A 24,615-nucleotide genomic window follows, 5' to 3' on the forward strand; every position below is an offset into this window, starting at 1 on the left:
GCCGGCTTCTCCGATGGTCGACATCGGCCCCGCCAACCGAAATGAGAGAACACGCCGGAGCCGCTGGCTTGGCCGCGCGGCGACGGGAGCGGCACGGCGACGCTGAGCCGCCCGCTTCCGTGACGGGCTTCACCATCCTGAGTGCCGCCTGAAACCGGGCCGTCGGAATCGGCTTGCGTTCAGCCGCAGGTTCTTACGATCCATCCTGCCCGGGTCGATCGCCGCGCCGTTGCGGCCACGACCCTCCACAGGAGACCCGAGATGAAACTCGTCAGCCGCCTGCTCCTCGCTCTTGCCCTGTGCACCACCGGCAGCTTCGTACTGGCCAGCCCTGGCCCCGGCCCGGGCGACCACGGCCGGCACGGCCACGACCGCGGTCACGACCGCCACCACGACGGCCGTCGCAAGCACGATGACCGCCGCCACGGCCATTACCATCGCGACTACCGCTACGCCGGCCCGCGCCATTACCCGGCGCGCCATCATCGCTGGGAGCGCGGCCACCGCTACTACGGCCCGACCTACGTGGTGCGCGACTACCGCCATTACCGCCTGCGTCCGCCGCCGCGCGGCTACCACTGGGTGCGCGCGAACAACGACTACCTGCTGGTCGCGATCGCCACCGGCATCATCCTGGACTACGCGCTGCGGTAAGTCCGCAGCGGGGTGAACCATCCGGGGCCATGCATCCGTGCATGGCCCTTTTCTTTGGGCTGATGGCGCTGCGCCGCACAACGGCCTGCGCCGCAACCTCTGCCTATACTCCCCGTGACCGCCCGTTCCGGACGGCCACATACAACCCATGGGGAGGCTCCGATGCTGCAGCAGTATGGCTGGTGGATCGTTGTTGCGTGTGCGGTGGTGGCGGTTCTGTATGGCGCGCTGTCCGCGCGCTGGATCCTGGCGAAATCGCCAGGCAACGAACGGATGCAGGAGATCGCCGCGGCCATCCAGGAAGGCGCGCGCGCCTACCTCAACCGCCAGTACACCACCATCGGCCTGGTCGGCGTGGTGCTGCTGCTGCTGATCGGCTTCTTCCTCAACTGGCCGACCGCGATCGGCTTTCTGCTCGGTGCGATCCTGTCCGGCGCGGCCGGCTACATCGGCATGAACGTCTCGGTGCGCGCCAACGTGCGCACCGCCGAGGCGGCGCGCAGCGGCCTCGGCGCGGCGATGGACGTGGCGTTCCGCGGCGGCGCGATCACCGGCATGCTGGTGGTCGGCCTGGCCCTGCTCGGCGTGGCCGGCTACTGGCTGGTGCTGGGCCACCTGGGCATCACCGGCGAGACCGCCTTGCACGCGCTGGTCGGACTGGCCTTCGGCAGCTCGCTGATCTCGATCTTCGCGCGCCTGGGCGGCGGCATCTTCACCAAGGGCGCGGACGTCGGTGCCGACCTGGTCGGCAAGGTCGAGGCCGGCATCCCCGAGGACGACCCGCGCAACCCGGCGGTGATCGCCGACAACGTGGGCGACAACGTGGGCGACTGCGCCGGCATGGCGGCCGACCTGTTCGAGACCTACGCGGTGACGGTGATCGCCACCATGCTGCTGGCGGGCCTCACCTTCGTCGACAATCTCGCTGCCGTGCTGTACCCGCTGGTGCTCGGCGGCGTATCGATCATCGCCTCGATCATCGCCACCTTCTTCGTGAAGGTGAAGCCCGGCGGCTCGATCATGGGCGCGCTGTACAAGGGCGTGATCGTCTCGGCGGTGCTCTCGGCCGTCGCGTTCTGGTTCGTCACCGGCAACCTGCTGCCGCAGGGCCTGACCGCCGGCGACGGCAGCGTCGTTTCCAGTCACGCGCTGTTCCACTGCTCGCTGATCGGACTGGTGCTGACCGGCCTGATCGTGTGGATCACCGAGTACTACACCGGCACGCAGTACCGCCCGGTGCAGCACATCGCGGCAGCCTCCACCACCGGCCACGGCACCAACATCATCGCCGGCCTCGGCGTGTCGATGAAGTCCACCGCGATGCCGGTGATCGTGATCTGCGCGGCGATCTGGGGCGCCTACAGCCAGGGCGGCCTGTACGGCATCGCGATCGCCGCCACCGCCATGCTGTCGATGGCCGGCATGATCGTGGCGCTGGACGCCTACGGCCCGATCACCGACAACGCCGGCGGCATCGCCGAGATGGCCGACCTGCCGCCGGAAGTGCGCGGCGTCACCGACCCGCTGGACGCGGTGGGCAACACCACCAAGGCGGTGACCAAGGGCTACGCGATCGGCTCGGCCGCGCTGGCCGCATTGGTGCTGTTTGCCGACTACACGCACAACCTCGACGTCGCGGCCCGGGCCAAGGCGCTGGCTGCGGGCGTCGACTATCAACCGATGACCTTCGACCTGTCCGACCACATGGTGATCATCGGCCTGCTGATCGGCGGCCTGATTCCCTACCTGTTCGGCGCGATGGCGATGGAGGCCGTGGGTCGCGCCGCCGGCGCCGTGGTGGAGGAAGTGCGCCGGCAGTTCCGCGACATCCCCGGCATCATGCAGGGCACCGGCAAGCCGGAATACTCGCGCGCGGTGGACATGCTGACCAAGTCGGCGATCCGCGAAATGATCGTGCCGTCGCTGCTGCCGGTGGCGGTGCCGATCGTGGTCGGCCTGCTGCTCGGGCCGAAGGCGCTGGGCGGCGTGCTGATCGGCACCATCGTCACCGGCCTGTTCGTGGCGATCTCGATGACCACCGGCGGCGGCGCCTGGGACAACGCGAAGAAGTACATCGAGGACGGCCACCACGGCGGCAAGGGTTCGGAGGCGCACAAGGCCGCAGTCACCGGCGACACCGTGGGCGACCCGTACAAGGACACCGCCGGCCCCGCGGTGAACCCGCTGATCAAGATCATCAACATCGTGGCACTGCTGCTGATTCCGCTGCTGTAGACCACGCTTTCCCGATGACGAGAATCCCGCCTTCGTGGCGGGATTCTTGTCTTGTGCCAGCGCGCGTGCATGCCAGCCTGACTTTAGTCACAGGCGCCTGCATGATCAGGTGGTTACGCTCGACGGACTGCGGGCCGCGCCCGCCATGTCCACCATGTTCACTCGCACAACTGGGAGCACACGATGAAATCGGTCTGGCTGATGCTGGCACTCGGCGTCACACTGACGGGCATGAACGACAGCCTTGCCCGCAACACGACACCCGCTCCCGCGGCCGCCGCAGGCAGCGACGACCCGTTCCTGTGGCTGGAAGACATCCACGGCGTGCGCGCGCTGGACTGGGTGAAGCAGCAGAACGCGACGACCGCAAAGCAGTTCGTCGACAACGCCGAATTCGCGCGCACCCGCGACCGCATCCTCGAAGTGCTCGACTCGGAGGCACGCATTCCCTACGTCAACCGGATGGGCGAGCACCTGTACAACTTCTGGCGCGACAAGGCGCATCCGCGCGGCATCTGGCGGCGCACCACGCTGGCCGAATACCGCAAGGCCGAGCCCAGGTGGGAGGTGCTGCTGGACGTCGATGCGCTGAACCAGGCCGAAGGCAAGCGCTGGGTGTTCAAGGGCGTGCAATGCCTGAAGCCGGCGTACGAGCGGTGCCTGGTCGCGCTGTCGCCGGACGGCGGCGATGCCGTGGCCACGCGCGAGTTCAGCATCCTGCACAAGGCCTTCGTCAAGGGCGGCTTCGAGCTGCCGGTGGCGAAGAGCCAGGTCGGATGGATCGACGAGAACCGCATCTACGTCGGCACCGACTTCAGCCCCGGCTCGATGACCGAATCGAGCTACCCGCGCATCGTCAAGGAGTGGAAGCGCGGCACGCCGCTGGCGGCCGCCGCCACTGTTTACGAAGGCAAGCCGAGCGACCTCGCGGTCAGCGCGCAGCACGACCGCACGCCTGGCTACGAGCGCGACTTCGTGCAGGTGGCGAAGGACTTCTACCACAGCGAGCTGTACCAGCGCGTGGGCGGCAAGCTGGTACGCGTCGAGGTGCCCGACGACGCCAACGCCGACGCCCACCGCGAATGGCTGCTGGTGCAGACCCGCTCGCCGTGGACGGTCGGCGGCGCCACCTACCCGGCCGGCGCGCTGCTGGCGGCCAACTTCGACGACTTCATGGCCGGCAAGCACCACTTCACCGTGCTGTTCCAGCCCGACGCACACACCTCGCTGGACTCGTACGCCTGGACGAAGAACCACCTGATCCTCAGCCTGATGGACGACGTCAAGAGCCGGCTGGAAGTGCTGACTCCGCCGCAGATGGCCACGCCCGGCGGTGACTGGCAGCGCGCGGCGATGCCGGGCGCGCCGGCGCTGAGCACGATCAACGTGGTCGACACCGATCCCGACCACAGCGACGAGTACTGGCTGGACGTCACCGGTTTCCTGGCGCCGTCGTCGCTCGAGCGCGGCGTGCTGGGCAGCGCGGCGGCCGAGACGATCAAGCAGGCGCCGGCGTTCTTCGACGCCGCGAAGTACGCCGTCAGCCAGCACTTCGTGCAGTCGAAGGACGGCACCCGCGTGCCGTACTTCGAGATCGCCCCGAAGGGCATGCAACTCGACGGCAGCAACCGCACCCTGCTGTACGGCTACGGCGGCTTCGAGGTCTCGCTGCAGCCGCAGTACAGCGGCAGCGTCGGCCGCGCGTGGCTGGAACGCGGCGGCGTCTACGTGATCGCCAACATCCGCGGCGGCGGCGAGTACGGCCCCGCCTGGCACCAGGCCGCGTTGAAGGCCAATCGTCCGCGCGCTTATGAAGACTTCGCCGCGGTGGCGGAAGACCTGATCCGGCGCGGCGTGACCTCGGCGAAGCACCTCGGCGCCGAAGGCGGCAGCAACGGCGGCCTGCTGATGGGCAACATGCTCACGATGTACCCGCAGCTGTTCGGCGCGATCGCCTGCGAGGTGCCGCTGCTGGACATGAAGCGCTACATCCACCTCTCCGCCGGCGCCTCGTGGATGGCCGAGTACGGCAACCCCGACACGGCCGACTGGAACTTCATCAAGACCTTCTCGCCGTACCAGAACGTGCGCAAGGACGGCCACTACCCGCCGGTGCTGTTCTACACCGCCACCAGCGACGATCGCGTCGGCCCGGTGCAGGCGCGCAAGATGGCCGCGAAGATGCAGGCACAGGGCCACCGCAACGTGTGGTTCTACGAGAACCTGGAAGGCGGCCACGGCGCCGGCGCGGACAACCAGCAGTCCGCCCACATGCACGCGATGGCTTACGACTTCCTGTGGGACCAGCTGAAATAGTCCCGGTCCACCGCATCGTGCGGCACCCGCGAGCCGGCACCCGCCGGCTCGCGTCGTATGGCGGCGGCCGTGGACAGGCTCTGCGCTAAGCTTTCGCGATCCGCCACCCCTTTTCCGCCGCCATGCATCCACGCCCCACCATCAGCCCCGAACTGCGCGAGTGGATCCTCGCCACCACGCACGCCGGCCACGGTGTGCCGGAAGTGCTGAAGCTGATGAAGGAGCACGGCTACGACCCGCGGCAAAGCCGCGGCATCGTCGCCGAGGTGCTGAAGCTGCCGCTGGCGACGCTACTGGCCAGTACCGCGAAGAGCTCGCCGCAGGGGCTGCGCGCGACACACCCCGAAGCGCCCGAAGTCCGCGCCGACGGGCATGCCATCGGCGTCTCGCTCAGCGTCGACACGCCGGTGCTGCGGGTGCTGGAGAACATCCTCGACGGGCAGGAGTGCGACGAGCTGATCGCACTGGCACGACCGCGCCTGCAGCGCGCGCTCACCGTCGACAGCGAAGGTCGTCAGCAGGTGGATCGGCGGCGCACCAGCGAAGGCATGTTCTTCACCCTGGACGAAGTGCCGCTGGTCGGCCGCATCGAACGGCGCCTGGCCGCCCTCACCGGCGTGCCGGCGAGCCACGGCGAAGGGCTGCAGATCCTGCACTACCTGCCGGGTCAGGAGTACGAGCCGCACTTCGACTGGTTCGACCCGGAGCAGCCCGGCTACGAGGCGATCACCGCGGCCGGCGGGCAGCGCATCGCCAGCGTGGTGATGTACCTGAACACGCCGGCACGCGGCGGCGGCACGGCATTCCCCGAACTCGGCCTCACCGTCACCGCACGGCGTGGCGCGGCGGTGTATTTCGCTTACGAGGGCGGCGACCGCAGCTCGCTGCACGCCGGCCTGCCGGTGCTCGAGGGCGAGAAGTGGATCGCCACCAAGTGGCTGCGCGAGCGGCCATACAGGAAGCCCGGCAAAGCCTGACCGGCAGCGGAACGAAGCCCGGCTGTTGCTGCATCGCAGCAGCGTTTGGCGTATCCTTGCAGGCTTTCTTTCCCTCTTCACCGCCAAGGACAGTCCATGGGTCTGCACCTCGTCTCCGCCGGCCGCAACGTGCCGGAAGAAATCAACGTCATCATCGAGATTCCCAAGGATGCCGAGCCGGTCAAGTACGAGGTGGAGAAGGAAAGCGGCGCGATCTTCGTCGACCGCATCCTGTCCACCCCGATGCGCTACCCGTGCAACTACGGCTACGTGCCGCGCACGCTGGGCGGCGACGGCGATCCGCTGGACGCGGTGGTGATCCTGCCGCTGCCGCTGGCGGTCGGCTCGGTAATCCGCTGCCACCCGGTCGGCATGCTGAAGATGACCGACGAGGCCGGCAGCGACGAGAAGCTGGTGGTGATCCCCTCGCCGAAGGTGTTTCCCGGCTACGCGCACATCAACGACATGAAGGGCGTCTCGCCGCACTGGCTGCAGCGCATCGGCCACTTCTTCGAGCACTACAAGGACCTGGAACAGGGCAAGTGGGTGAAGGTGGACGGCTGGGTCGGCGCCGCCGAGGCGAAAGCCGAGATCCTGGCCGGCTTCCAGCGCTACCAGGACGCCATCAGCGGCTGAGCCCGCCGCCCGAGACCGGCTCCGACGAACCCCGCTGCGGCGGGGTTCGTCGTTCATGCGCTCAGCCGCGTCTGAGCAGTTCGCGCAGGTCGATCAGCGCCGCGTTGGCGCGCGACACGTAGTTCGCCATCACCAGCGAGTGGTTGGCGAAGAAGCCGAACGGCGAACCGTTCAGCACCATCGGGCTGCGCAGCGGGCGCTGCGCCTCCTCCAGCTCGCGGATCACCTGCTCCAGGCTGACGTCGGCGTGCTTGGAGCGCAGGATCGGGCCGAAGTCGCGCCGGAACGCCTTGAGCTGTTCCAGCAGCGTCCAGGTGTAGCCGCGCGCCTCGTAGAAGTTGTCGTCGATCTTTGTCCACGGCGTCTTCACCAGGCGGCCGCCGCCGGGCGCGGCGACTGTGCCGGCGGCGGCCGGCTCGTCGGCGCCGGCCACCTCGCCGATGCGGATCTGGCCCACGCTGGCCGACAGCCGCTGCGACAGCGAGCCCAGCCTTGCGGAAGCCAGCTGCAGGTAGTCGGCCAGGTTGTCGGCACGCGCGTAGAAATGCGCATTGCTGTCGTCGGCGTCGCCGAGCCGGGCCAGATAGCCGTCCAGACGGCTGATCGCCTTGCGGTACTGGCTTTCCGAGCTGGGCAGCAACCAGCGGTCGTTGGGGCTGTTGAGCAACGGATCGGCCTCGGCCAGGTCCTTGTCTTCGGTGGACTGCGTCTGCGAGCGGCTGAAGTCGTTGCGCAGCGCGCGCACCAGGTCGCGCGAGGCGGTCAGCGAGCCGAATTCCCAGTTGGGCATGTTGTCCATCAGCACGCCCGGCGGCAGCTTGTCGTTGCTGAGGTAACCGCCGCGCTTGTCGAGCAGGGTGCGCACCGAGGTGATCAGGGTGACCGTGGTGGTCGCGCCGGTGCTGACCGGCCGCTTCAATGCCTGCATCTGCGCCTGGGTCGTCGCCACCGGATCGAACAGCGGCGGTTCGGTGTCCCACCACCACATCAGCGTCGCCACGCCCAGTACCAGCAGCGCGAGCAAGGCCAGGATGGCGCGGCGGAGGCCGTGGCGCGGGGAATTCAGGGTATCCGGGGTCTGCATCGCACGGCTCCTGCGGGGAATGGGCAAAGCTTACCGTCTCGACGCTGCACCGCGTGACCGCCGCCCGACCCGGCGCAAGCCCCACCTCGTCGCGCCGATGAGGCGTAGGATCGGACACCACCGCGCGCGCCGCCCTGCCTGCACCGAGGAAAAGGAACGGGCGGCCTTCGAACCACCGTGGAGTCGTCCCATGAAAGCCGTCGCCCTGACCCGCTACCTGCCGATCGACGACCCGCAATCGCTGTTCGACGTCGAGCTGCCCACGCCGACGCCAGGCGCGCATGACCTGCTGGTGCGGGTGGAGGCGGTCTCGGTGAATCCGGTCGACACCAAGCTGCGCGCGCCCAAGCCGCAGATCGAGGCGCAGCCGAAGGTGCTCGGCTTCGACGCCGCCGGCGTGGTGGAGGCGACCGGCAACGCGGTCGACGGCTTCCGCCCCGGCGAGCGCGTGTACTACGCCGGCGACGTCACCCGCCCCGGCAGCAATGCGCAGTTCCAGCTGGTCGACGCACGCCTGGCCGGCCACGCACCGCGCTCGCTGGACCTGGCCGAGGCGGCGGCGCTGCCGCTGACCGCGCTGACCGCGTGGGAACTGCTGTTCCAGCGCATGCCGTTCGACAGCGAGCACGGCGGCGAGGACAAGTCGCTGCTGGTGATCGGCGGCGCCGGCGGAGTGGGCTCGATGGCGATCCAGCTGGCGCGGCGCGCGGGCTTCAGGGTGATCGCCACCGCCTCGCGCAGCGAGACCATCGACTGGTGCCGCACGATGGGCGCGCACCACGTGATCGACCACCGCCACGCGCTGGCGCCGCAACTGGAGGCGCTGGGCTTCGGCCAGGTCGACGCGGTACTGAACCTGGCCGACACCGACCGCTACTGGGACGCGATCGGCCAGCTGCTGGCGCCGCAGGGCCACGTGGGCCTGATCGTGGAACCCGCCGGCGCGCTGAGGATCGGCGACCCGTACAAGGCCAAGTGCATCGGCATCCACTGGGAATTCATGTTCGCGCGGTCGCGCTTCCACACCCGTGACATGGCCGAGCAGGGCCGCATCCTCGCGCGCATCGCCGACCTGATCGACGCCGGCGAACTGCGCGGCACGCGTACCGCGACGCTGGCGCCGATCAACGCGGCGAACCTGCGCGAGGCGCACCTGCGACTGGAATCGGGCCACACCATCGGCAAGCTGGTGCTGGCCGGCTGGTAAGGCGCCGTCGCGCGCTCAGCTGCGCTTGCCCGCCGCTTTCCTGGCGGGCGACGGCCTGGCCGGCTCGCCCTTCTTGCCGAGCTGCTCCAGCAGCGTGTTCATGTCCTCGGCGTGCTCCTCCTCCATCGCCAGGATGCCTTCCAGCATGCGGCGGGTGGTCGGGTCGTCGGTGCCGATGTAGTTGATGATCTCGCGGTAACTGTCGATGGCGATGCGTTCGGCGACCAGGTCTTCCTTGATCATGTCGACGATGTCCTCGCCTTCGACGTAGTCGGCGTGGCTGCGGCTGAGCAGGCCTTCCGGCGACAGGTTCGGCTTGCCGTCGAGCTGGGTGATGCGCTCGGCGATCAGGTCGGCGTGGCCCTGCTCCTCGTCCGCGTGCTGCAGGAACTCGGTCTTGATCGCCTGCGAGTGGATGCCCGAGGCCATGTAGTAGTGGTACTTGTAGCGCAGCACGCAGACGATCTCGGTGGCCAGCGCATGGTTGAGCAGTTTGACCACCGTCCCGCGATCGGCGCGGTAGCCCGCCGTCATCGCACCCTTGTCGATGTCCTGGCGTGCGCGCTTGCGGATGTTCTCGATGTCGCTGACGAACGGCTTGGTCTTGGCCATGGCTTGCTCCTGCAGACGTGGAATGGGCGCCGACGGGCCTGCCGACGACGCCGGAAGTCCGGCCAGTGTGGTAACGCGCATGAAAAAGCCGGGTGAAGAGGACTTCACCCGGCTCGTTTCGACCGCGGCGACTCAACGCGGGCGATAGGCGCGCAGGAACATCTCGACGCCGGCCCGCGCCGTGCGTTCGATTTCCTCGGCATAGCTCTCGGGGCATTCGGCGCAGCCGAACATCTGGCGCATCATCAGGTTGCCCTTGATCAAGGAGAGGAACTGCACGCTGGCACGCGGCACGTCGTCGATGTCGAGCTGGCCGGCGTCAACCGCCTGCTGCAGCAGGCGTTCCATCAGGCCATGCGTGCGCGCCGCGCCTTCCTCCCAGATCAGCCTGCCGTAGCGCGGGTTGCCCTGGCGGCAATCACTGAGGATGGCGCGGAAGGTGCCCACGGTTTCGGCGTTGCAATCGAGGTGGGCGTGGGTCAGCGCCACCCGCAGCAGGGTATCGCGGATGTCGGAGGCCGGATCGAAGTAATAGGTATCCTCCGGCAGCAGGTCCTGGATGTGCGAGCGGATCACCTCGCGGAACAGGTTGTCCTTGTCGCCGAAATGGCTGTAGACGGTGAGCTTGGACACGCCGGCATCCGCCGCGATCGCGTCCATGCTGGTGCCGGCGAACGCATTGCGGATGAACAGCGCCTTGGCCGCCACCAGAATCGCCGCACGCTTCTCCATGTCCTTCGGGCGACCGGGACCCTGGGATTTGACCTGCGCGCTGCTCATGCCACCACCTTTACGCCTTCACAAAGAAATGCCCAAGCTTTATTATACGCTCCGGTTCAATTATTTTCCAGAACGGTACCGCGACGCCGCCACTGTCCGCCTACGCGCGTCGGGCGCCATGACGAACGTCAACGCAACGCGATGACTTCCGGCACTTCGTGGCTCCACGGGCAGCCGTCAGGCTTGCCAGCGTCCGGGCGCGTCATTGTGGCGGCAGGCGCCAGCGCTTATCCTTTCTGGTCCTTTTTCGACCCCGGCGAGACACGGCAAATGGTGATGAACATCGAACAGGCGCGGGCGAACATGGTGGAAAACCAGGTGCGCCCGTGGGAAGTGCTGGACGGCCGCGTGCTGGACGTGATCGGCCGCGTGCGCCGCGAGGATTTCGTCGCCCCCGAGCACCGCCGCCTTGCCTTCGCCGACCTGTGCCTGCCGCTGGGCCACGGCGAGGTGATGATGAAACCGGTGGTGGAAGGCCGCGTGCTGCAGGCGCTGGAACTCACGCCCGCCGACCGCGTGCTGGAGATCGGCACCGGCTCGGGCTACCTCACCGCCTGCCTGGCCAGCCTGGCCGCGCAGGTCGTCAGCGTCGACATCCACGCCGACTTCACCGTCGCCGCCGCCGCGCGCCTGCAGCAGGCCAGCATCGCCAACGCCGGCCTGGCCACCGGCGAGGCAGTCAACGACTGGCAGCCTGATGGCCTGTTCGACGCGCTGGTGGTGACCGGCGCGGTGCACGCGGTGCCGCCGCGCTGGTTGACCTGGCTGAAACCCGCTGCACGCGCGCTGGTGGTGCGCGGCCAGTCGCCGGCGCAGCAGGTCGTGCTGCTGACCCACGAGGGCAACGGCCGCTATCGCGAAGAAGCCCTGTTCGAAACCGACCTGCCCTACCTGGTCCACGCCGAACCGCCGCGGCGGTTCGTATTCTGACTCTCGTCCCCGTTCTTCCCCCACGAGGCACCCCATGCGCTTGAAGCTGCTTACCCTCACCTTGGCCCTGGCCGCCATCTCGCTGCCCAGCCACGGCGAGGATCTGCTCGACGCCTACCGCGAAGCACGCGCCAACGACCCGGTGCTGTCGCAGGCCGACGCCTCGCGACTGGCCACCGGCGAAGGGGTGGCCCAGGCACGCGCGCTGCTGCTGCCGCAGATCAACGCCAGCATGAGCCTGAACCAGACTCGCGGCGGCAACCTGGTCGGCCATGCGCGCTCGCGCTCGATCAACGGCACGCTCAGCCAGACCGTGCTCGACTTCAGCAAGTACGCCAACCTCAAGGCCGCGCACTCGGCGGCGGACGCGCAGGACGAGCTGTACCAGGCCGCCGCGCAGGAACTGTACGTGCGCGTCGCTTCCGCCTATTTCGGCGTGCTCACCAGCGAGGACGAGTTGACCTACGCCAAGGCCAACGAGGACGCCTTCCGCCAGCAGTACGAGCAGTCCGACCAGCGTTTCAAGGTCGGCCTCTCGGCGATCACCGACGTGTACCAGGCCAAGGCCTACTACGAGGCCGCCAAGTCGCAGACCATCGCCGCGCAGAATGCGCTCAACGATGCCCGCGAGGCGCTGGCCCAGATCACCGGCAAGCCCACCGGCGACCTGAAGAAGCTGCGCGACGACCTGCCGATGGATCCGCCTTCGCCGGCCGACCAGGACAGCTGGGTCAAGCAGGCGCTGGAAACCAACCCCAACCTGCTCACCCAGAAATACAACGTGCGGACCGCCGAGCACAACATCAGCGCCGCGCGCGCCGGCCACCTGCCCACGATCACCGCCGGCATCACCTACGGCAAGGACGCCGGCTGGTCCGACACCAACGTCTCGGCGCGCTACCGCGATCCGGCCTCGACCACGATCGGGCTGACTCTCAACGTGCCGATCTTCTCCGGCGGCCTGACCCAGTCGCGCGTGCGCCAGTCGATCTACCAGCGCGACGCGGCCACCGACGCGATGGAGGCGCAGCGCCGCCAGGTGGTGCGCGACACGCTCAACTACTACCGCTCGGTGATCGCCGGCATCGCCCAGGTGGAATCGGCGAAGGCCTCGGTGGAATCCGGCCGCAAGGCGCTGGAAGCGACCCGCGCCGGCTTCGAGGTGGGCACCCAGACCATGACCAACGTGCTGCTGGCGATCCAGACCCTGACCTCCTCGGAGAGCAGCTACTCGCAGGCCCGCCACCAGTTCATCCTGAACAAGCTGCTGCTGAAACAGACGGCGGGCACGGCCGACCTGAAGGACATCGAGACGATCAACGCGCTGCTGCAGTAAGCGCCTGTCCGCGGCTCCCGGGCAGCGCACGCGCAAATCCCAAAGACGGCCGGGCCACACCCGGCCGTCTTTGGTTTTGCGGCCGGTCATTCCTGCAGCAAGGCGTCGATCAGCTGCATGACCCGCTGCACCGCGCCGCGCTCGCGCTCGAAGACGGACTGCGCGGCCTGCCCCATCCGCTCGCGCTTCGCCGCGTCGAGCAGCAGCTGCAGCGCGGCCGGCCCCAGCTGGACGGCATCGGCCACGCGTTCGGCGCCGCCTTCCTCGATCAGGCTGCGGGTGATCTCCTCGAAATTGAAGGTGTGCGGCCCCACCAGCACCGGCACCGACAGCGCGGCCGGCTCCAGCACATTGTGGCCACCGATCGGCACCAGGCTGCCGCCGACGAAGGCCAGGTCGGATGCCGCGAAGAACGGCATCAGTTGCCCCATGGCATCGATCACGAAGACCTGGTGCGATACCGACGGCACGCCTTCGAGGCTGCGCGTGGCGACCGTGAAGCCGAGACTGCGCACCGCGTGCTCGACCAGCCTGAAGCGCTCCGGATGGCGCGGCGCCAGCAGCAGCAGCGCGTCGGGCAGGCGCTTGAGCACCTGCAGGTGCGCCTCCAGCACCGCCAGCTCCTCGCCTTCGTGGGTGCTGGCCGCCATCCATACCGGCCGCCGCGCCCCCCAGTGCCCGCGCATCGCGGCGCCTTCCGTCACCGCGCCGTCCGGTATCGGCATGTCGAACTTCATGTTGCCGGTGACCAGCACCTGTTCGGGATCGGCCCCGAGCAGGCGGTAGCGCGCCGCATCGGTGCGCGACTGCGCGGCGATCAGGCGCACGCAGCGCAACGCCGAGCGCAACAACCCGCGCAGCGGCTTGTAGCCGCGCAGCGAGCGTTCCGACAAGCGCGCGTTGACGATCATCAGCGGGATGCCGCGCCGGCGGCAGGCGAAGTACAGGTTCGGCCAGATCTCGGTTTCCACGATCAGCGCCAGCCGCGGCCGGACCTTCTTCAGGAAGCGGCCCACCGCGTACGGCAGGTCGTACGGCAGGTAGACGTGGAACACGCTGTCGCCGAACAGCTGCTGCACGCGCGCGGTGCCGGTCGGCGTGACCGTGGTGATCACCAGCGGCGCGTTCGGGTAATCCCGGCGCAGCGCCTTGATCAGCGGCTCGGCCGCGTTCACCTCGCCCACCGACACCGCATGCACCCACAGACTGCCGCTGAAACCGGGCGGATCGAAGAAGCCGAAGCGTTCCGGCCAGCGCCGGTGATAGGGCCGCGAACGCACTCCGCGCGCCAGCAGCCGCAGCACCAGCAGCGGCGTCGCCAGATACATCGCGAGGGTATAGAGGTAGCGCAACGTCGGGGCCCGTCAGTCCAGCGCGGCAGTATACGAGAGCGAAGCATGCTGCACCGGCCATCGCGGCCAGGGCGGGCGACACGCTCCGCTCGCGCCGCCGGCTGCCGGCTCGCTGCCTCCACTACAATGTGCGCGATGCCCGGCATGCCCCGCCCCAACTTCACCCGTCCCCTGCTTGCGCCGCGCCACTGGCCGGCCTGGCTGGGTGTGGGCGTGATCTGGTTGATCGCGCGGCTGCCGCAGCGCGCGCTGATGTGGCTGGGCCGCCGGCTCGGCGCACTGGTGCGGCGGGTTCCTTCCGCGCGCCGGCGCATCGCCGCGGCGAACATCGCGTTGTGCTTCCCCGAACTCGACGCTGCCGCGCGCGCCGCGCTGGTCGACGCGAATCTGCGCGACATCGGCCTGATGCTGGTGGAATTCGCGCTGGGCTGGATGGGCAGCGACCAGCGCATCGCCGGCATCCCGACCCGCATCGATGGACTGGAACACCTCGCAGCAGCGCGCGCGCAAGGCAGGGGCGTGCTGCTGGTGGGCGGACACTTCTCGCACCTGGAGCTGTGCGCGCGGCTGGTCTCGCAGCGCATCCGCATCGCCGGCATGTACCGCCGCATGGACTCGGCCGTGTTCGAATGGGTGGTGCTGCGTGCGCGACTGGACTATGCCGACGCGATGTTCGAAAAGGACGACATCCGCGGCACCGTGAAATACCTGCGCGGCGGCGGCACGCTCTGGTACGCGCCGGACCAGGACATGCGCAGCAAGGACACCGTGTTCGCGCCGTTCTTCGGCGTGCCGGCGGCCACCATCACCGCCACTCATCATCTGGCGCGGATGTCCGGCGCGCTGGTGATCCCGTTTTTCCATCGCCGCCTGCCCGATGGCGAGGGTTACGCGCTGCGCCTCGGCGCGCCGCTGGACGGCTTCCCCGGCGTCGACGTGGAAGCCGACACCACCCGCATCAACGCCTGCATCGAGCAGATGGTGCGCGAGGCGCCCGAGCAGTACCTGTGGGTGCACAAGCGTTTCAAGACCCGCCCGCCCGGCGCGCCCGCGATCTACTGAGTCGTAAGCCGGGCGAAAGCCAGGTCCGCCGAGAATGGCGCCGCTTCGGGATCGGGGTCGACTCCGGCGACCCGCCCCGCATTCGAGTGGCGACTTTGCGCAAGCGTCCCGATCCGCGCAGGTCGCCGGCCCGCCCGGCCCGGCGGCACCGCCAGGCCTGTGCGGACCCGCCACTCCTTTGCGCCACACCGGCACGGGAGTTGGAAAGTGAGCGACGACGCCGCGCGGGGCGCACCGCGCCTGCCCATCCTGATGTACCACAACGTCGCGCGTGCCCCGCGCGGCCTGCGCGTGTATCGCAGCCTGTTCGTGAGCCCGGCCGCCTTCGCGCGACAGATGTGGCTGCTGCGCCGGCTCGGCTACACCGGGCTGTCCATGTCGGCCGCGATGCCGTACCTGCGCGGCGAGCGCCGCGGCCGTGTCGCCGTGATCACGCTGGACGACGGCTACGTGGACAACCTGGACGCCGCCCTGCCCATCCTGCAGCGCCACGGCTTCAGCGCCACCTGCTACGTGGTCAGCGGCAGCATCGGCCGATACAACCAGTGGGACGCCGAGCGGCTGGGCGTGCGCAAGCCGCTGATGTCGGCGGAGCAGTTGCGTGACTGGCAGCGCGGCGGCATGGAAATCGGCGCGCACAGCCGCAGCCACCCCCGTCTGACGCAATGCGACGACGCGCAGCTGCGCGACGAGATCCATGGTAGCAAGGCCACGCTGGAAGATCGCCTCGGCACGGCGGTCACGCAGTTCTGCTACCCGTACGGCGACGCCGACGAGCGCGTGGCTGGCATGGTGCGCGAGGCCGGCTTCGCCGCCGCGACGACCACCCGGCGCGGCCGCGCCACTGCCGGCATGGACCTGTGGCAGCTGCCGCGGGTGCAGGTGGCGCGCCACCACCTGCTGCCGCAGTTCGCCCTGCGCGTGCTGTCGCGCTACGAGGATCGCCGCGCGTGAAGCTGCTCTTCGTCGGCACCCATCCCGAAAACACCGGCACCGCCAGCCACTTCGTCGCCTTGGCGCAGGCGATGGCCACGGCCGGGCACCGGGTCGGCGCCGTGGTCTATCCCGGCGGACTGATCTGGCAGGGGCTGACCGGCTCCGGCGTCCAGCGCTACGGCGCGAAGTTCTGCAACGTGTTCGACCTGCGCGGCTATGTCGCCGTCATCCGGGCGGCACGGCAGCTGAAACCGGACTGGCTGGTGGGCAATTTCGGCAAGGAGTACTGGCCGCTGATCCTGATCGGACGGCTGCTGCACATCCCGGTGGCGCTGTTCCGGCATCGCACGCCACCGATGAAACGCCTTTCCGCCTGGCTGATCCCCCGTCTTGCGCAACGCTTCCTCGCCGTCTCGGAGCATGCGCGCCGGGCCTACCTGGACCAGGGTGTTCCCGCCCAGCTGGTGCGGGTGCTCTACAACCCGGTCAACATGGAACTGTGCCGGCCCGATCCGCGCCGTCGCCGCGAGATCCTGCGCGCACTCGGCCTGGACGAGGAAGCGATCGTGCTCGGCTACAGCGGCCGCATGCACGGCGGCAAGGGCATCTTCCCGCTGTTCGAAGCGGTCAGTGCGGCGATGGCGCAACAGCCGCGGCTGCATTGCCTGTGGCTGGGCGACGGCCCGGACGCCGCGGCGCTGCGCCAGCGCGCCGCCGCGGACCCGACCGCGGACCGGCACCACTTCCCGGGCTGGATCCCGGACGTGCTGCCCTACTACAGCGCGCTCTCCATGCTGGCCTTCCCGTCGGTCGCCACCGAAACCTTCGGCCGGGTCTCGGTCGAGGCGCAAGCTGCCGGCGTCCCCGTGCTGGGCAGCGACATCGGCGGCATTCCCGAAACGCTCGAGGCGGGCGTGACCGGCCTGCTGCTGCCGCCGGGCGACGTGGCGGCGCGGCGCGAGGCGATCCTGAAGCTGTGCGATCCGGCCCTGCTGGCGTCGATGGGCGCTGCCGCGCACGACTACGTGCAGCAGCGTTTCAGCATGCCGGTGATCGCCGCCCAGTTCCTGCAGATCCTTGGCGGCTGACGCGCCGAATCAGTCCCGCGGTCGCCGTCGCTCGTACAGCTTGGCGTACTTCAGGAACGCATAGAACGCATGGATGCGCGCGGCGATGAAGCCAGCCCAGCCCGAGCGCCAGTGTCCGCGCAGTACGTAATAGCGCAGGAATGCCACCGCCGGATACGCCACCATGCGCAGTCGCAGCCAGCCGACGCGGCGCCCGGCCAGGTCGGCCTGTTGCAGGCTGGAGTAGCGGTTCGCCTTGGCCACGCGACCGGCGATGTCGGGCTCGCCATGATGGTCGATGACCACGTCGAGCGCGCCCACCGGGCCGTCCACCAGCACCTCCTCATGCACCTCGTGGCCGCTCATCCGCGCGCGTTGCCGGTCGAACAGGCGCACGTAACGGTTGAGCCGGCCGCGCCGCGACTGCCAGCGCCAGAACTGCCACTCGCGCCGCCACAACTGGTAGCCCGCATGGGCCGGCGCCAGCAGTGCCTGCTGCAACCGCGCAGCGGCGTCCGCGTCCAACGACTCGTCGGAATCCAGCAGCAGCACCCAGCGATGGCTGGCCAGATCGATCGCCGCCTGCTTCTGCGCGCTGTAGCCGGCGAACGGCTGGGTGTGGATACGCGCACCGTAGTGCGCGGCGATCGACGCGGTGGCGTCGGTCGAGCCCGAGTCCAGCACCACGATCTCGTCGGCCCAGCTCACCCCGCACAGACAGGCGTCGAGCGTCGCAGCGCTGTTGAACGTGGTCACCACCACCGACAATGCTTCACGCCCCATCGCGCGTCTCCGGGGCGAGTGCTTCCTTGAGGGGTCCGGCAGGGATGCCGGCAGCGAATAAACCAGCGCACCACAGCCCGAGCAGCCAACCGAACAGCAACCCCCACCACGCCGAATAGAACGCCAGGTGGGTGTTCAGCGGGAACAGCATCACGCCAAGCGCCAGCGTGGCCGGAAACGCCTGCTCGCGCGCCGCCGCGCCGACCCGCCGCCACGCGCGCCAGGCCAGCGCCACGCCGGCCAGCCACAGCGCGAGGCCGAGCGTGCCGGTCTCGTCCAGCACCTCCAGCACCAGCTGATGCGCATGACAGGCGCCCTCACCGACACCGCAGGCTTCCGTGGTCACCACGAAATGGTCGTTCGCCGCGGCATATTGCGGATACGCGTAGCGGAAGCCGCGCACGCCGACGCCATTGATCGGGTGCGCCATGAACATGGCGACGCCGGTGTGCCAGATTTCGAGCCGGCCGCTGAGCGCGGTGTCGATGGACTGGTCGGTGCCCTGCAACGCGAACAAGGTGCGCTCCATGCGATCGTGGAAGCGCGGGGAAGTCTTCCAGGCAATGCCGCCGGCCAGCGCCAGCAGCACCGCCGCGGCTGTGCAGAAGCCGGCGAAACGCAGCGGCGCACGCGCCTCGCGCCAGGCAAAGCCCAGTGCCACCAGCGCATAGCACAGCCACGCCGCGCGCGAGCCGGCCAGCAGCACCGGCCCCAACATCAGCAGGAAGGCGAGCAGCAGGCCCGGCAAGCCCCAGCGCCGCCGCGCCGCCCACAGGGCGAACGGCGACAGTACCGCCAGGGTCGGGCCGAGCTTGAGGTTGTCCGCGCCGAAGATGCCGGAGACGCGTTCGGCCTCGGCGCGCCCGCCCAGGCTCCAGCCGGTCAGCGCCTGCACCCAGGCGTCGGCGCACCACAGCGCCAGCACCCACGCCACCGCCACGTACAACGCGTGCAGCTTGTCCGCACGGCGGATCGCGAAGCAGGCGTACAGGCCCAGCGGCACGTAGCGCAGCAGCGCGAGCACCGTGCCCCAGCTCTTGCCCGGCCGGATCGCATCCGGCGCCGACAGCAGCGCCGCTCCCACATAGGCCGCCAGCAGCCACAGCAGCAGCTGCGCGCCGGGGTGCCCGCGCAGCGCCTGCGGCTCGCGCATGAACAACAGGATCACGCCGAGCAGGCACAGCACGGTACCCAGCTCCGAGCTGCGCCCGAACGGCAGCAACGCGACCACCAGCCAGAACGGCAGCAGCGGGGAACGCAGCGCGGCCTTGAGCGAGGCGGTGAAGGAATGCATGCGCGGACCGTGACAAAGACGATCCCGCATTGTAGGCGAGCAGACGCGCCCGCCGCCGCCTCAGCCGGCGGCCAGCTCGTCGTACAGCGCCAGCGTGGCCTGCTGCATGTCGCTCAGGCGATAGCTCTGCAGCGGCGGGATCGGCGGCGCCACGCGCAGCAGCTCGGCGGCCCGCTCGACTAGCCGTTCGCGGTCGCCCGGCGGCACGCGGCCGGCCGGATACAGCTCGGCCAGCAGCTCGCCCACGCCGCCATGGGCGTAGCCCAGCACCGGCCGGCACAGCGACAGCGCCTCGATCACCGTGCGCCCGAACGATTCGGGCTTGTTCGACAGCTGCAGCACCAGCGTCGAGATCGCGTAGACATCGCGCACGTCGTGCCGCGGCGGCGTCAGCACCACCTGCGAGGTCACTCCGCGCAACCGGATCAGTTCCCGCAACTCGGCCACATAGGCCTCGCGCCCAGGCTCGATCACGCCCAGCAGCAGCAAGCGTGCCTCGATGCCGCGGCGCTTCAGGTCGGCCAGCAGTTCGATCGCGTCGTGGTGCCCTTTCAGCCGCGTGCCGCGCCCGGGCAGGGTCAGCAGCGGCGCGCCTGCCAACGTCGGGAATTCGGCAAAGAACGCCTTCTGCCAGGCGTCGTCCGGCCGGTGCCCGTAGGGGAACGCCGCCGGGTCGATGCCGCGCGGGATCACCCGTACCCGCCCCGGCTCCAGCCAGCGGTAATGGCTGAGCACGTAGTCGCGCAGGGTCTGCGAGACGGCTATCACGCGCTCGCCGCGCAGCAGGATCGCGCTGTAGCGGCCGGGCGAGTTGAGCCCGTGCACGGTGGTGACGAAATGCGGTCGCGGGGTCATGCCCTTCAGCGCCCACCAGCCCATCCAGGCCGGCAGCCGCGAGCGGGCATGCACGATGTCCGGCTTCAGTTCACGCAACACCCGCCGCAACGCCCCGAGGCGGCCCAGCGTCCCCAGCGACTTGCGCCCCAGGTCCAGCGTGACGTGCTCGCTGCCCTCGGCCACGAGCTGCCCGGCCAGCCGCCCGCCGGCCGAGATCACCACCGAACGGTGGCCGGCCTGCACCAGCGCACGGGCGATCTCCAGCGCCGAACGCTCCGCGCCGCCGGAATGCAGCGCGGGGATCAACTGGACCACGGTCAGCAGCTTGGCGGGCACGGCGATGCCGGACATGAGCTCGGGGCTGGAAGCTTTCATTCCCTGAAGGCAAGCAAAAACAATGCCGCAGGCAGTGCTGGCCAGCCCGGGCGATCAGTCGCGCAACACGTAGTGCGCGCCACAGTAGGCGCAGGTTGATTCGCCGCCGTCGTCGACGATCGACAGGTACACCCGGGGGTGGGAATTCCACAGCATCATGCCGGGCATCGGGCAGGACAACGGCAGGTCCGCCCGCGTCACTTCGTAACGATTTTCGGCATTTGCCGGCACCAGCGGTACCTGCGGAACATGCGGGGAGGACATCGGCGGACTCCGGGCTGGACATCAAGCCGCAAATGGTAGCAGGCTGCAGCCTCCTGTCGTGGAGACAGCGCAGGAAAACCGGGGGAAGCAGCCGTGGCGAAACCGCCGCCGGCCTGCCGCAACGACCGTCATGCAGTGAGCACACCAGCCTCGACCCGGCGCACGCGCCGGGCCAACCATCATGAGATTAGGAGCTGACCATGGATTTCGGAAAGATCATCGAGCGCATCAAGGCCATCCTGGCCACGCCGAAGACCGAGTGGCCCGCCGTCGTCGCCGAACCGGCCTCGGTGAGCGGCCTGTACACCGGCTACATCGCTCTCGTCGCCGCACTGCCGGCGATCGCCGGCTTCATCAAGGGCACCCTGATCGGCACCAGCGTGTTCGGCATCACCGTGCGCAGCTCGGTCGGCGGCGGCATCACCCATCTGGTGCTGGGCTACGCGCTGTCACTGGTGCTGGTGTACGTGATGGCGCTGATCGTCAACGCGCTGGCGCCCAGCTTCGGCGGCCAGAAGGACATGGTGCAGGCGCTGAAGACCGTCGCCTACAGCTGGACTGCCTACTGGATCGCCGGCATCGCGGTGATCGTGCCATGGCTGGGCTGGCTGGTCGTGCTGGCCGGCGGCATCTACAGCATCTACCTGCTGTACCTGGGCCTGCCGCACACCATGAAGTGCCCGCCGGAAAAAGCCGGCGGCTACACCGCGGTCAGCGTGATCATCGCGATCGTGCTGGGCTGGATCGTCAGCCTGATCGTCGCCGGCGTGGTCGGCACCGCCGCGATGACCGGTGCGGCGATGGGCGGCCTGCACATCACCGGCAGCAACGGCGACCGCGTCACCGTCGACAGCAACAGTGCGCTGGGCAAGCTGGCCGCGATGGGTGAGCGCATGGAGCAGGCCGGCAAGCAGATGGACGCCGCACAGAAATCCGGCGACAGCAAGGCGCAGTCCGAGGCGATGGGCAAGATGATGGGGGCGATGTCGGGCGCCGACGGCACGGTCGAAGCGCTGGCGCCGGACCAGATCAAGGCGTTCCTGCCCGACAGCCTGGGCAGCCTCAAGCGCAACAGCCTGTCGGCCCAGCGCAACAGCGCGATGGGCATGCAGATCTCCCAGGCCAGCGCCAGCTATGCCGCCGACAACGGCCAGCACATCACGCTGGAAGTCTCCGACACCGGCGGCGCCAAGGGCTTCATGTCGCTGGCCGCGGCGATGGCGCCGGAGGAAGAGAAGCAGACCGACCACGGCTACGAGAAGACCTACAGCGCCAACGGCAACCTGGTCCACGAGGAATGGGACACCCAGTCGAAGTACGGCGAATACAGCATGGTGGTCGGCAAGCGCTTCACGGTGAAGGCGAACGGCAACGTCGACAGCATCGACCAGCTCAAACAGGCGGTGGCCAGCATCGACCTGGCCAAGCTGGAGTCGCTGAAGGACGCCGGCGTGAAATCGAACTGAGCGCCGGCTTCGCCGCCCGACAAAAAAACCGCGCCGTCACCGGCGCGGTTTTTCGTCTCCCCGCAGCGGCGGGCTTACTTCTTCTTCGGCACCGAGGCTTCGGTGGTGATGCGGATGCTCAGCTCGTCGCCGACGTTGGGCACGTAGCCGCCGACGCCGAAATCCGAACGCTTGATGCTGGCGGTGGCATCGAAGCCGATCGATGGCGCCTTGGTCATCGGGTGCGGCCCGAGCTTGTTCAACGTCGCGTCCAGCACCACCGGCCTGGTCACGCCGTGCACGGTGAGGTTGCCGGTGACCTTGAACTTGTTGCCGCCCAGCGGCTGCACCGCCGTGCTCTTGAAGGTCACCAGCGGGTACTGGCCGGCATCGAGGAAGTCCGCCTTCTTCAGGTGCTCGTCCAGTGCCGGCACGTGGGTGTCGAGCAGGTCCAGCGGCAGGCTCACTTCCACACTGGAGTTGGCCGGGTGCTGCTCGTCGAACACCAGGGTGCCCTCGCCCAGGCCGAGGTTGGCGGTGGGGTTGGAGTAGCCGAAATGGTTCCAGCTGAACAGCACCATCGTGTGGTTCGGGTCGAGCTTGTAGGTGACCGGGGCGGCCTGCACCGAGACGGCGGCGCCGAGCAGGCCGGCGAGAACGAGATACTTCAATGCGCGCATGAACATGGCTCCTGTAAACGATGGAAAAAATGGCGAATCAGGCGATCGTGCAGGCTTCGTCGAAGGCCAGCCGCGGGCTGCGCGGGAACAGGTTGCGGCTGGCATCGCCATAGCCGATGCTGATCAGGAAATTCGACTTGACCGCGGTGCCGGCGAAGAACGCCGCGTCCACGCCGGCGTTGTCGAAGCCGGACATCGGGCCGCAGTCCAGTCCGACCGCGCGCGCCGCCAGCAGCAGGTAGGCGCCCTGCAGGGTGGCGTTGCGGAATGCGGTGGTGTCGATCAGCGGCTGGTTCCCGACGAACCAGCTCCTCGCGTCGGTATGCGGGAACAGCTTCGGCAACTGCTCGTAGAACTGGTGGTCGGTGGCCACGATCGCGGTGACCGGCGCCTCCATGGTCTTGGCACGGTTGCCCTCGGACAGGAACGGCTCCAGCTTCGCCTTCGCCGCCTTCGATTTCACGAACACCACCCGCGCCGGCGAGGAGTTCGCGCTGGTCGGCCCGAACTTGGCCAGCTCGTAGATCTGCCTTAGCTGCTCGTCGCTCACCTCCTTCGGCAGCCACGCATTGAACGTGCGGGCGTGACGGAACAACTGGTCGAGACTGGCCTCGGAAAGCAACTCGCTCATCGGTATCCTCTGTGGAAAGACGCGCCGGCAATGACGCCATCCGGCCAGTTTATAGGTGGTCGCACGCGAACAGTCCACCCATAAAAGGAACATACAGTGTTCATTCGGGAAACAATGCCGCGACGCTTGCGCCCATGCTGAATCTGCATGGCGAATGCTGGGTGATCACCGACAACGCCGCCGGCAACCAGCGCCAGGCGCTCGCGCTGGCCGAACACCTGCAACTGCCGCTGCGCCACCTGGTACTGCAGCCGCGGGCGCCATGGTCGTGGCTGGCACCGCGGCTGACACCGGGTGGCCGACTCGCCCTGCCCGCTCGCCAGCGCCGCCTGTTCGCGCCGCCGTGGCCGACGGTGGCGATCGGTTGCGGCCGCACCGCCGCGCTGTACACCCGCCTGCTGCACCGGTTGGCGGACGGCCGCTGCCACACCGTGCAGATCCTGGACCCACGCCTCGATCCTGCGCACTGGGACACGGTGATCGCGCCCCGCCACGACCAGCTCGACGGCCCCAACGTGCTGTGCCCGCTCGGTTCGCTGAATTCGGTGGACGACGAATGGCTGGCCGACGGCCGCGATGCCTGTCCCGGCTTTGCCGAACTGCCACAACCGCGCGTGGGCGTGCTGCTCGGCGGCCCGCGCCACGGCATCGCGCTGGACGCCGACTACGCCCGCCGGCTGGCCGTGCGCCTGCTCGAACGCCGGAACCGCGACGGCGGCAGCCTGCTGGTGCTGGGCTCGCGACGCACCCCGCCGGTGCTGGTGGAAATTTTCCGGCGTGCGCTGCACGACGTGCCCGGCCTGGTCTGGGCCGGCCCCGACGACGGCCGCAACCCCTATCCCGGCGTGCTCGGCTGGGCCGATCGGCTGGTGGTCACCCCTGACTCGGTGAACATGCTCTCGGAAGCCTGTGCCGTCGGCTGCCCGGTGGAGACCCTGGCCGCCGCGCCGCTGCCGCCGAAGATCGCACGTTTCCATCAGGCGCTGCGTGCGGCCGGCCTGCTGCACGACCTCGGCGCGGCGGCGCCGGCGCGGCAGGCGCCGCTGCGCGAAACCGCCGCCATCGCCGCCACGCTGCGCGAGCGCATCGCGCTGCGGCAGGCGGCGCAACGGCCGGGCTGAA

23 protein-coding genes are annotated in these 24,615 nt (G+C 69.0%); 13 read left to right on the plus strand and 10 right to left on the minus strand.

Annotation, left to right across the window (positions count from 1 at the left end):
* Nucleotides 1-261 precede the first annotated feature (261 nt).
* From R5H19_RS15380 to ppa, 5 genes are all read left to right on the plus strand, one after another.
* On the plus strand, nt 262-654 hold the full coding sequence (locus R5H19_RS15380) for an RcnB family protein (protein WP_318159912.1): 393 nt from the start codon (nt 262-264) through the stop codon (nt 652-654).
* A 162-nt stretch (nt 655-816) separates the two neighbouring features.
* On the plus strand, nt 817-2,889 hold the full coding sequence (locus R5H19_RS15385; RefSeq protein ID WP_318159913.1) for a sodium-translocating pyrophosphatase: 2,073 nt from the start codon (nt 817-819) through the stop codon (nt 2,887-2,889).
* Nucleotides 2,890-3,072: 183 nt separating this feature from the next.
* Nucleotides 3,073-5,205 (plus strand): prolyl oligopeptidase family serine peptidase, encoded by a 2,133-nt coding sequence (locus tag R5H19_RS15390; RefSeq protein ID WP_318159914.1) that lies wholly within the window; start codon nt 3,073-3,075, stop codon nt 5,203-5,205.
* Nucleotides 5,206-5,327: 122 nt separating this feature from the next.
* The gene (locus R5H19_RS15395) at nt 5,328-6,182 is read left to right on the plus strand and encodes a 2OG-Fe(II) oxygenase (RefSeq protein WP_318159915.1); all 855 of its coding nucleotides are present in this window, start codon (nt 5,328-5,330) and stop codon (nt 6,180-6,182) included.
* Between the two features lie 96 nt (nt 6,183-6,278).
* Nucleotides 6,279-6,818 (plus strand): inorganic diphosphatase, encoded by a 540-nt coding sequence (gene ppa, locus R5H19_RS15400; protein ID WP_318159916.1) that lies wholly within the window; start codon nt 6,279-6,281, stop codon nt 6,816-6,818.
* A gap of 61 nt (nt 6,819-6,879) precedes the next feature.
* On the opposite strand, the gene R5H19_RS15405 is transcribed toward ppa, so the two are convergent.
* Nucleotides 6,880-7,902 (minus strand): DUF2333 family protein, encoded by a 1,023-nt coding sequence (locus R5H19_RS15405; protein WP_318159917.1) that lies wholly within the window; start codon nt 7,900-7,902, stop codon nt 6,880-6,882.
* Between the two features lie 190 nt (nt 7,903-8,092).
* Here R5H19_RS15405 and R5H19_RS15410 point away from each other — a divergent pair, with 190 nt between their 5' ends.
* On the plus strand, nt 8,093-9,109 hold the full coding sequence (locus R5H19_RS15410; protein WP_318159918.1) for a zinc-binding alcohol dehydrogenase family protein: 1,017 nt from the start codon (nt 8,093-8,095) through the stop codon (nt 9,107-9,109).
* A gap of 15 nt (nt 9,110-9,124) precedes the next feature.
* Here the strand turns inward: R5H19_RS15410 and R5H19_RS15415 are convergent, their stop codons facing one another.
* Complete coding sequence (locus tag R5H19_RS15415; RefSeq protein ID WP_318159919.1) at nt 9,125-9,721, minus strand: DUF892 family protein; 597 nt, start codon at nt 9,719-9,721, stop codon at nt 9,125-9,127.
* Nucleotides 9,722-9,853: 132 nt separating this feature from the next.
* Entirely contained in the window at nt 9,854-10,501 is a 648-nt protein-coding gene (locus R5H19_RS15420; protein ID WP_318159920.1) for a TetR/AcrR family transcriptional regulator, read from the minus strand.
* Nucleotides 10,502-10,771: 270 nt separating this feature from the next.
* Between R5H19_RS15420 and R5H19_RS15425 the strand changes: the two genes are divergently transcribed.
* Both R5H19_RS15425 and R5H19_RS15430 read left to right on the plus strand, forming a co-directional pair.
* Entirely contained in the window at nt 10,772-11,431 is a 660-nt protein-coding gene (locus R5H19_RS15425; RefSeq protein ID WP_318159921.1) for a protein-L-isoaspartate O-methyltransferase, read from the plus strand.
* Between the two features lie 34 nt (nt 11,432-11,465).
* Nucleotides 11,466-12,767 carry a TolC family outer membrane protein gene (locus tag R5H19_RS15430; protein WP_318159922.1) on the plus strand — a complete coding sequence of 434 codons (1,302 nt, stop codon included), beginning with the start codon at nt 11,466-11,468 and terminating at the stop codon, nt 12,765-12,767.
* Nucleotides 12,768-12,853: 86 nt separating this feature from the next.
* Here the strand turns inward: R5H19_RS15430 and waaA are convergent, their stop codons facing one another.
* Nucleotides 12,854-14,119, minus strand: a complete 1,266-nt coding sequence (waaA, locus tag R5H19_RS15435) for a lipid IV(A) 3-deoxy-D-manno-octulosonic acid transferase (RefSeq protein WP_318159923.1) — start codon at nt 14,117-14,119, stop codon at nt 12,854-12,856.
* Nucleotides 14,120-14,263: 144 nt separating this feature from the next.
* On the opposite strand from waaA, the gene lpxL reads away from it, so the two are divergent.
* From lpxL to R5H19_RS15450, 3 genes are all read left to right on the plus strand, one after another.
* Nucleotides 14,264-15,181 (plus strand): LpxL/LpxP family Kdo(2)-lipid IV(A) lauroyl/palmitoleoyl acyltransferase, encoded by a 918-nt coding sequence (gene lpxL, locus R5H19_RS15440; RefSeq protein ID WP_318159924.1) that lies wholly within the window; start codon nt 14,264-14,266, stop codon nt 15,179-15,181.
* 252 nt (nt 15,182-15,433) lie between these two features.
* On the plus strand, nt 15,434-16,135 hold the full coding sequence (locus R5H19_RS15445) for a polysaccharide deacetylase family protein (RefSeq protein WP_318160206.1): 702 nt from the start codon (nt 15,434-15,436) through the stop codon (nt 16,133-16,135).
* Complete coding sequence (locus R5H19_RS15450) at nt 16,132-17,205, plus strand: glycosyltransferase family 4 protein (RefSeq protein WP_318159925.1); 1,074 nt, start codon at nt 16,132-16,134, stop codon at nt 17,203-17,205. Before R5H19_RS15445 ends, R5H19_RS15450 begins: the two co-directional genes overlap by 4 nt.
* Before the next feature lie 9 nt (nt 17,206-17,214).
* Here the strand turns inward: R5H19_RS15450 and R5H19_RS15455 are convergent, their stop codons facing one another.
* The 4 genes from R5H19_RS15455 to R5H19_RS15470 form a co-directional block, all read right to left on the minus strand.
* Entirely contained in the window at nt 17,215-17,967 is a 753-nt protein-coding gene (locus tag R5H19_RS15455; protein ID WP_318159926.1) for a glycosyltransferase family 2 protein, read from the minus strand.
* The gene (locus R5H19_RS15460; RefSeq protein WP_318159927.1) at nt 17,957-19,261 is read right to left on the minus strand and encodes an O-antigen ligase family protein; all 1,305 of its coding nucleotides are present in this window, start codon (nt 19,259-19,261) and stop codon (nt 17,957-17,959) included. Before R5H19_RS15460 ends, R5H19_RS15455 begins: the two co-directional genes overlap by 11 nt.
* A 60-nt stretch (nt 19,262-19,321) precedes the next feature.
* A complete protein-coding gene (locus R5H19_RS15465; protein WP_318159928.1) occupies nt 19,322-20,449 on the minus strand; it encodes a glycosyltransferase in 1,128 nt (375 codons plus the stop codon).
* Between the two features lie 78 nt (nt 20,450-20,527).
* Complete coding sequence (locus tag R5H19_RS15470) at nt 20,528-20,737, minus strand: zinc-finger domain-containing protein (RefSeq protein WP_318159929.1); 210 nt, start codon at nt 20,735-20,737, stop codon at nt 20,528-20,530.
* Nucleotides 20,738-20,937: 200 nt separating this feature from the next.
* Here R5H19_RS15470 and R5H19_RS15475 point away from each other — a divergent pair, with 200 nt between their 5' ends.
* Nucleotides 20,938-22,203, plus strand: a complete 1,266-nt coding sequence (locus R5H19_RS15475; RefSeq protein WP_318159930.1) for a Yip1 family protein — start codon at nt 20,938-20,940, stop codon at nt 22,201-22,203.
* Between the two features lie 74 nt (nt 22,204-22,277).
* Here R5H19_RS15475 and R5H19_RS15480 read toward each other — a convergent pair whose 3' ends face one another.
* Both R5H19_RS15480 and R5H19_RS15485 read right to left on the minus strand, forming a co-directional pair.
* Nucleotides 22,278-22,862: a YceI family protein gene (locus R5H19_RS15480; protein WP_318159931.1), complete on the minus strand. Its 585-nt coding sequence runs from the start codon at nt 22,860-22,862 to the stop codon at nt 22,278-22,280.
* Nucleotides 22,863-22,899: 37 nt separating this feature from the next.
* Complete coding sequence (locus R5H19_RS15485; RefSeq protein ID WP_318159932.1) at nt 22,900-23,493, minus strand: malonic semialdehyde reductase; 594 nt, start codon at nt 23,491-23,493, stop codon at nt 22,900-22,902.
* A 134-nt stretch (nt 23,494-23,627) separates the two neighbouring features.
* On the opposite strand from R5H19_RS15485, the gene R5H19_RS15490 reads away from it, so the two are divergent.
* Complete coding sequence (locus R5H19_RS15490; RefSeq protein WP_318159933.1) at nt 23,628-24,614, plus strand: mitochondrial fission ELM1 family protein; 987 nt, start codon at nt 23,628-23,630, stop codon at nt 24,612-24,614.
* Nucleotide 24,615: the final 1 nt, after the last annotated feature.

Source organism: Rhodanobacter sp. KK11 (assembly GCF_033345435.1).
Classification (GTDB): domain Bacteria; phylum Pseudomonadota; class Gammaproteobacteria; order Xanthomonadales; family Rhodanobacteraceae; genus Rhodanobacter.

Coding starts and splice junctions, on each gene's coding strand:
- R5H19_RS15380 (WP_318159912.1), top strand. CDS start 262: ATGAAACTCGTCAGCCGCCTGCTCCTCGCTCTTGCCCTGTGCACCACC.
- R5H19_RS15385 (WP_318159913.1), top strand. CDS start 817: ATGCTGCAGCAGTATGGCTGGTGGATCGTTGTTGCGTGTGCGGTGGTG.
- R5H19_RS15390 (WP_318159914.1), top strand. CDS start 3,073: ATGAAATCGGTCTGGCTGATGCTGGCACTCGGCGTCACACTGACGGGC.
- R5H19_RS15395 (WP_318159915.1), top strand. CDS start 5,328: ATGCATCCACGCCCCACCATCAGCCCCGAACTGCGCGAGTGGATCCTC.
- ppa (WP_318159916.1), top strand. CDS start 6,279: ATGGGTCTGCACCTCGTCTCCGCCGGCCGCAACGTGCCGGAAGAAATC.
- R5H19_RS15405 (WP_318159917.1), bottom strand. CDS start 7,902: ATGCAGACCCCGGATACCCTGAATTCCCCGCGCCACGGCCTCCGCCGC.
- R5H19_RS15410 (WP_318159918.1), top strand. CDS start 8,093: ATGAAAGCCGTCGCCCTGACCCGCTACCTGCCGATCGACGACCCGCAA.
- R5H19_RS15415 (WP_318159919.1), bottom strand. CDS start 9,721: ATGGCCAAGACCAAGCCGTTCGTCAGCGACATCGAGAACATCCGCAAG.
- R5H19_RS15420 (WP_318159920.1), bottom strand. CDS start 10,501: ATGAGCAGCGCGCAGGTCAAATCCCAGGGTCCCGGTCGCCCGAAGGAC.
- R5H19_RS15425 (WP_318159921.1), top strand. CDS start 10,772: ATGGTGATGAACATCGAACAGGCGCGGGCGAACATGGTGGAAAACCAG.
- R5H19_RS15430 (WP_318159922.1), top strand. CDS start 11,466: ATGCGCTTGAAGCTGCTTACCCTCACCTTGGCCCTGGCCGCCATCTCG.
- lpxL (WP_318159924.1), top strand. CDS start 14,264: ATGCCCCGCCCCAACTTCACCCGTCCCCTGCTTGCGCCGCGCCACTGG.
- R5H19_RS15445 (WP_318160206.1), top strand. CDS start 15,434: ATGTACCACAACGTCGCGCGTGCCCCGCGCGGCCTGCGCGTGTATCGC.
- R5H19_RS15455 (WP_318159926.1), bottom strand. CDS start 17,967: ATGGGGCGTGAAGCATTGTCGGTGGTGGTGACCACGTTCAACAGCGCT.
- R5H19_RS15460 (WP_318159927.1), bottom strand. CDS start 19,261: ATGCATTCCTTCACCGCCTCGCTCAAGGCCGCGCTGCGTTCCCCGCTG.
- R5H19_RS15465 (WP_318159928.1), bottom strand. CDS start 20,449: ATGTCCGGCATCGCCGTGCCCGCCAAGCTGCTGACCGTGGTCCAGTTG.
- R5H19_RS15470 (WP_318159929.1), bottom strand. CDS start 20,737: ATGTCCTCCCCGCATGTTCCGCAGGTACCGCTGGTGCCGGCAAATGCC.
- R5H19_RS15475 (WP_318159930.1), top strand. CDS start 20,938: ATGGATTTCGGAAAGATCATCGAGCGCATCAAGGCCATCCTGGCCACG.
- R5H19_RS15480 (WP_318159931.1), bottom strand. CDS start 22,862: ATGCGCGCATTGAAGTATCTCGTTCTCGCCGGCCTGCTCGGCGCCGCC.
- R5H19_RS15485 (WP_318159932.1), bottom strand. CDS start 23,493: ATGAGCGAGTTGCTTTCCGAGGCCAGTCTCGACCAGTTGTTCCGTCAC.
- R5H19_RS15490 (WP_318159933.1), top strand. CDS start 23,628: ATGCTGAATCTGCATGGCGAATGCTGGGTGATCACCGACAACGCCGCC.